The organism is Kosakonia sp. YIM B13588 (assembly GCF_042788165.1).
Taxonomy (GTDB): Bacteria; Pseudomonadota; Gammaproteobacteria; order Enterobacterales; family Enterobacteriaceae; genus Kosakonia; species Kosakonia sacchari.
The window spans coordinates 370845-377464 of the sequence record NZ_JBHZPO010000002.1 but is presented as its reverse complement, the minus strand read 5'-3'; the positions used below and the strand labels follow the sequence as shown (position 1 = coordinate 377464).

Sequence of the window (6620 nt, the reverse complement as noted above, 5' to 3'; positions counted from 1 at the left end):
TCCCCCCCTCACCGCCATCATTCAAAGAAGAGCTCGCATGTAAATGCGGGCTTTTTTTTCGTATATCGCACTCCCGCAGGGGGGATGAGAAGCCCCGACCGGGATTCGACAAATGGCGCAGCCAGTTGGGCAGACCAGGAACGCAGTGAGTGGGCTGCCCGCAGGGTGAGCGCAGCGAATCAATCCCCCCCTCACCGCCATCATTCGAAGAAGAGCTCGCATGCAAATGCGGGCTTTTTTTTCGCATAGCGCACTCCCGCAGGGGAGATGAGAAGCCCCGACCGGGGGTCGACAACTGGCGCAGCCAGTTGGACAGATGACGAGCCCGCGAGGAATCTGCCCGCACAAAAACGCCGGGAGCGGTTTTGAACAACCGCTCATCAAATTTCATCGCTATCACATTGTCATTCCATATCCAGAAGCCCTCTTTCGTTAAGGGCGTCATATTTCAGGATTTCTGCCGTCATTCGTTCCTGCCATCGGGCGATAAATGCAGCGGCAAGATGCGCAGTCAGCGCATCCTGATCTTTCCAGCGTTCCGATATAAGCACACGTCCAGTCAGGTGATCCTCTACGGCCATGTCATACGAGAGGTTTCCAGCACGTTTTCGCACGGCTTGGGCGAGCACTTTTATATCGCCCATAAAAAACGGTAAATCAGCGGGTTGAATGTTCACATAGCCGCAAATGATGAGCATAGTTACGCCTTTTCTGTCATCCCCGTTCGCAATGGCAGGACTTTCGGGGACGTGATTGTCAAAGGTTAGTCAGCACAATTTTGCCCTGAATACTTCCCATTGCTGCGCGCTGATGGGCCGCAGATGCCATTGCTAATGGATAGGTGCTATCAATCACCACCCGGACAACACCTTCTTCCAGGAGACGGCCTGCTTGCGCTAATTGCGCACCGCTGGAACGCACTTGCGTCGATGATACCGTCACCGCTTTTTGCGTAGCCTCAGGATGTGCGGAAAAACCCAAAGGATTGACCAGAAAGAGTGCGCCGCCAGGCCTGATACAGCGCAGAAAACGCGCCATATTTGCGCCACCCACCGCATCAAAAACGAGATCAACATTTTTTACTACGCTCTCGGCTGCGGTTTTGGTGTAGTCGATAAATTCGTCTGCTCCCAGCTCGCGTGAAAGCGCCTCATTGCGGGAAGAAGCCACGGCAATGACCCGCGCACCTTTCCAGCGGGCAAGCTGAACGGCAAGGTGCCCCACGCCGCCACCGGCGCCATTAACCAACACGGTCTTACCTTTCAATGGAACGGCTTTATGTGGAAAAGACTGGAAAGGATTCGGTGCATCGTGCCCCGTTTCGATAAGAAACTGCCAGGCCGTAAGCAGTGACATTGGAGCACCGGCAGCCTGAACATGTCCTATTCCACGAGGTTTCAGCGCCAGTTCCGACGAAGGAACACTGACATATTCAGCATAAGTGCCACTGCCCTCCATCACCTTTTCAGGAAAACGCACCATCGAATAGACCTCATCGCCGATGCTGAACCCGGTAACATGTTTACCGACCGCCGCGACAACACCTGATATGTCAGTCCCTAAAATGAGTGGAAAGGAAGGTTCGGGCCACCATTCAGGCGGAAGTGCCCGATAGCCGTCTCGCAGATACCAGTCTGGCGGGTTAAGGCTGGCCGCTTGCACATGAACAAGAACCTCGTCGTTTCCGACCCGAGGCCGGGGAACCTCTTCATAAAGCAGGTTTTCTGGCCCACCAAACGCATGTAGCTGTACAGCTTTCATCATCTCAGTCATTACCGTCTCACGCTAAAAACAACTCAGGTAACAGAGCATACGGCTAATATCCAGGATTGATAATGTGGCTGTATTTCGCTTTAATTGTGCCATGAAGGAACAAATAGGTTTGGAAAGACTCACGGGTCTCATCGCATTCGCTCGTGCCGGCGCTCTGGGCAGTTACAGTGCCGCTGCCCGCTCGCTCTCCGTTTCACCTTCCGCCATCAGTAAAAGTATTCAACGGCTGGAGAAGCATCTCGGCGTCACCTTATTCACCCGAACGACGCGCTCGCTGGTTTTAACTGCCGAAGGCCGCGAACTGCATGAACGCGCGTTGCGATTGCTGCGTGATGCCGAGGAGATCGAACAGGTTGCAAAACGCGCGCGCGCAGAACCGGCTGGTACGTTACGTATTGCGGCATCATTACCGGTGGGCATCCATATGATTGCCCCCATGCTTGCGAAGTTTTGCGCGCTTCACCCAAAAGTGACGATTGATTTACGCTTGAGCGACCATCTGATAAGCATCGTTGATGAGAATATTGATATTGCCATTCGCATTGGCGATCTCGCGGATTCAAACCTGCTGGCGCGCCGCCTCCCGCCGTACCAGATAGGCTGTTACGCCTCGCCTGAATATTTAGCCTGTTGCGCCCCACCGCAACATCCTGATGACTTAATCGGTCACCAGACGATTAATCTGCGTTACCAGAACACGGGGCAACTTTTTCGCTGGCCGTTCCGTGTCGATGAGCGAGAGATTGAAATCGTACCTTCATCAACAGTGATTGTTGATGCCAGCGAGGCCGCCATAGCCGCAATGACTGCCGGAGCCGGAATAGGCATGGCGTCGAATTTTATGGTGGCTTCCCTGGTCAGGGAGAAAAAGTTAGTGCCCGTACTCGCAGATTTTACAGTGGAGCGCCGTAATATTTCGGCTGTCTGGCATGAAAGCCGTCGTTCCAATCCTGCGGTACGCGCGTTTCTGGATCATATGCTTAAAAATTTTTGAATTAGCGGTCTGTGGCGATAAACAATGTGTCATGGTCAGTGGTTTTCGCTTTGGCTCGCAGGAAACGCTCAGGACAGAATCCGTGCTCCGTCGACTCTCACGGCTCCAGGGCGCAATAATTCACAACGATGAAAAATGGACAGGATATCGAAAATGAAAGCAGTGGAATTTTTGCTGTACACCCTTAAACCTGGTACCGGGAAAGCGTTTCACAAGATCATGACGGAGGAGAGTGCCCCGCTTCATCGTTCAGCAGGTATGGATATCGTTTCTTTCGGTCTATCAGCCCATGACGATGATGCTTACTATCTGATCAGAGCTTATGACAGCCTCTCCCACCTGGAATCCTCGCAGGAATCTTTTTATAACAGTGATGCGTGGCGCCTTGGCCCCCGGCAGGCCATTATCGACAGAATAAGCGTCAGCGTTAAATCCGTGCTCACGCTCAGCGACAGCGCAATTGAAAATTTACGCTCCAGCTAATTGCGCAGCCAGATATGATTTTATAGCCGCACCAGCGGCATTTTTTTCGCCAGCGCTTAACTTCCCGCGTCATCTGGCGCGCCATCATCAGTCTGTACAGCACCAACTCACTACCTCCCCCCCGCAGAATTGTTCAGTGAACGGCATCCCCATTCTTAAGCCGTTTAGTCAGTGATCAGAGATATCTGGACGGCAGCAACGAGCGAGAAGCAGACATTTAGTCTAAAAATTCCATAAAGCGCCGTATCTGGATTTGCCTTCCTCAACCATGCCGGTTAGATGTGAGTTCCTGATTACGCGCTGCTGTAGCAAAGGTATATCAGTAAAAACCCGCCTATAATTTTCCTCATACTACGAGGCGGAGATACGCATGTTTGAGGGATTTACGCATACACAAATCAACCTTTCAGAAGCAGTGCTTAATGTACGCTATGGCGGCAGTGGACCGCCGGTTCTGTTATTGCATGGACATCCTCGAACGCACGTAACCTGGTCAAAAGTGGCTCCGGAGCTTGCCAAATCATTTACTGTCGTTTGTCCTGATTTGCGAGGATTCGGCCGCTCATCTAAACCTGTTGATGAACCCGATCATGCTGGTTCTTCTAAACGAGCTAAGGCAAAAGATTGTATTGAACTGATGAGCCAACTTGGTTTTGAGCAGTTTGCGCTGGTTGGACATGACAGAGGGAGCTACACCGCCTATAGGGCCGCCCTTGATTACCCGGAGCGAATCACACGACTTGCCGTACTCGATTGCATTCCAATACTTGAAGCACTCAAGCGGTGTAATGAGAAATTTGCCCGGCAATGGTATCACTGGTTTTTCTTTGCACAACCAGAAAAACCAGAGCGTGCTATCCTGGCAGACCCGGACATGTGGTACGGGGGCCAGCCCGAAACAATGGGAGACGAGGAGTATCTTGAATTCAGGCGAGCCATCCATGATCCGGAAACGGTACATGGGATGATCGAAGACTATCGTGCCGGTCTTAGTATCGATAAAGAGCATGAGATCCAGGATCGTCAGAACGGACGACTGATTAAATGCCCGACGCTTTGTTTATGGTCAAAATATGATGATCTGGAAGATATTTATGGCGACGTATTGGGCATCTGGAAAACCTGGGCGCAGCATGTTCAGGGTAAAGCGATAGCCAGCGGCCACCATATGGCTGAAGATGCCCCAGAAGAAGTCACCGCTGAACTCCGGCATTTCCTGTTACAACACAATTAGCAGCGCACCGTTGAACTCACAGCACAGCGCTGACCCTGGTCATTACCTGAAAAACGGAAAGATAACTACGAATCTGCGGCAATTAACTGTTCAGTAAAAATAGAGTCGTGCGAAGGGATTTTTACACCAAGGGAAATGCGAAGCGGGCATGAACGGAAAGGATAAGTGACTGACGCAAGTCATAAGAAAGCCGACTCTGCAGAGTCGGCTATTTTTATGTCAGAGCTTGAAGCTACCAACCACGTTTTCGAGCTGGACGGTTTGTTCTTCCATCGACTGCGCGGCCGCCGCCACCTCTTCCACCAGCGCCGCATTCTGCTGCGTGGCGCTATCGAGCTGGTTGATGGCGATGTTGATCTGGGCAATCCCACGACTTTGTTCATCGCTGGAAGAGCTGATTTCTGAGATCAGCACGCCCACGCTTTCAACTTTTTCCATCAGGCCGTCCATCGTTGTCCCCGCCTGACGAACCAGTCCACTGCCTTGCTCAATGCTGCTCACCGACTCTTCAATCAGTTTTTTGATCTCCTGAGCTGAGCGGGCACTGCGCTGCGCCAGTGAACGAACTTCACCGGCCACCACAGCGAAGCCACGCCCGTGCTCACCCGCCCTTGCCGCCTCTACAGCTGCGTTAAGCGCCAGGATGTTGGTCTGGAAGGCAATGCCGTCAATCACACTGATAATTTCCACCACTTTAGAGGAGGACTCGTTGATGTTATTCATCGTGGAAACCACGTTGTTAACCACACTGGCCCCTTGTTTCGCCACCGCCGAAGCCTCTTCCGCCAGTTTGTTCGCCTGTAACGCGTTCTCTGCGTTAAGGCGCACGGTGCTGGTCAGTTCTTCCATAGAAGCTGCCGTTTCCACGATCGAGGCCGATTGATCTTCGGTGCGCGAAGAGAGGTTCATGTTACCGCTGGCAATCTGGCGCGAAGCCGATGAAATCGCCATCGTGCTATTCCCTACCTGCTGCATAAGCTCATTAAGGAAGGAAATAAACTTATTGAAGTTGTTGATAATGGCGTTAAATTCCGGGCTCTTACTTTGCGCAAGACGCTGCGTTAAATCCGCACCGCCGCTGGAAAGCGCTTCAATATTACGATTGAGCAACGTCACATTATGGAAAATATTGCGCACAATAATCATCATGATAAAGACGATAAGAATTCCGATAATTGCCTGCACGATGGTGAGTTTGGTCATAATAGCGTCAGACATACTCACCAGGTGGCTGCTCGGAATATCAACCGCCATGAACCACGGACTGCCGCTGATGGGCAGAACGAATAGCGAATGCGCCCCGTCTTCACCCTCGTAGCTCCCGCGCACTTCCGTTGTTTTTCCCTGGCCTAACAGGCTAACTAACGGTGCCGCCGCCGGAATACCGAGATCGCGGACGTTTGAGAGCGCAGGTTTATCCTGTACGGAAGAGCCGTTACCGACGATTTTGCCGTCCGCTTCAACAATCAGTACGCTGCCGTTTACCGCTTTGCCCATGTCGACAGCCAGCTGGTTAAAGAAGCCCAGCGTCACGTCGATGGTCGCCACGCCCCAGACTTTGCCGTCTTTCCAGATCGCCATTGCACAGTTAGTGCGAGGCTGCGGACTCGCCGCATCCTGATAGGCTTTCGCCCACGCACACTCGCCTTTCGGCGCATTCATGCCGTCTTTATACCAGGGCTGCTCCCAGTATTTTGCCGATTCCGGCTGGTTCCAGACGGTGTTGACCTGCAGATTGCCGCCTCCGTCGCGGGCATAGAAGGTACTGAATTTGTCCCGGGCCGGATCGCGCTGACCAGGAAGAGGCCAAATCCCACCGCCGAATACGTTTAAATCCCCGTATTGGTTAACCAGGTGCGGTAATAATCCGTCGATTTGCTCACTTTGCAGACCGACAACCAGTTCAGTGATGGAGCGTTGCTGAGCCTTAACACGGTTCATCTGCTCTTTAATCGCGTTACTTTGTAATTCAACCGTCGCCTGAATATTTTTGGTTTCAGTTTCAATAATCTGCGGGGAGACGAATAGCTTGATAACAATATAGGTTACTATCAATAAGATAACGAAAAAGCTTATAAGCAGCAGGCCTATTCGGCCTTGGGTGTTTTTCCATGTCATAATAGCAGCACTCTATCT

At 51.9% G+C, this 6620-nt stretch carries 7 protein-coding genes; 3 read left to right on the top strand and 4 right to left on the bottom strand.

The features are described 5' to 3' along the window. The 3 genes from ACFX4U_RS07535 to ACFX4U_RS07525 form a co-directional block, all read right to left on the bottom strand. Positions 1-445 (bottom strand): hypothetical protein (locus ACFX4U_RS07535; RefSeq protein ID WP_380220918.1); only part of this gene is annotated, 445 nt, incomplete at its 3' end. Continuing rightward, on the bottom strand, positions 405-698 hold the full coding sequence (locus ACFX4U_RS07530; RefSeq protein ID WP_380217741.1) for a putative quinol monooxygenase: 294 nt from the start codon (positions 696-698) through the stop codon (positions 405-407). The genes ACFX4U_RS07530 and ACFX4U_RS07535, both read right to left, overlap by 41 nt. Before the next feature lie 58 nt (positions 699-756). Then, a complete protein-coding gene (locus ACFX4U_RS07525) occupies positions 757-1773 on the bottom strand; it encodes an NADP-dependent oxidoreductase (RefSeq protein WP_313507194.1) in 1017 nt (338 codons plus the stop codon). Positions 1774-1864: 91 nt separating this feature from the next. Here ACFX4U_RS07525 and ACFX4U_RS07520 point away from each other — a divergent pair, with 91 nt between their 5' ends. From ACFX4U_RS07520 to ACFX4U_RS07510, 3 genes are all read left to right on the top strand, one after another. Beyond that, the gene (locus ACFX4U_RS07520; protein WP_313507314.1) at positions 1865-2767 is read left to right on the top strand and encodes a LysR family transcriptional regulator; all 903 of its coding nucleotides are present in this window, start codon (positions 1865-1867) and stop codon (positions 2765-2767) included. A gap of 153 nt (positions 2768-2920) precedes the next feature. Next, entirely contained in the window at positions 2921-3250 is a 330-nt protein-coding gene (locus ACFX4U_RS07515) for an NIPSNAP family protein (RefSeq protein ID WP_305736427.1), read from the top strand. A gap of 370 nt (positions 3251-3620) precedes the next feature. Further along, positions 3621-4484, top strand: coding sequence for an alpha/beta hydrolase (locus ACFX4U_RS07510; RefSeq protein ID WP_313507196.1), 864 nt, complete (start codon positions 3621-3623; stop codon positions 4482-4484). A 219-nt stretch (positions 4485-4703) separates the two neighbouring features. On the opposite strand, the gene ACFX4U_RS07505 is transcribed toward ACFX4U_RS07510, so the two are convergent. Then, positions 4704-6602, bottom strand: coding sequence for a methyl-accepting chemotaxis protein (locus ACFX4U_RS07505; RefSeq protein ID WP_305736431.1), 1899 nt, complete (start codon positions 6600-6602; stop codon positions 4704-4706). Positions 6603-6620: the final 18 nt, after the last annotated feature.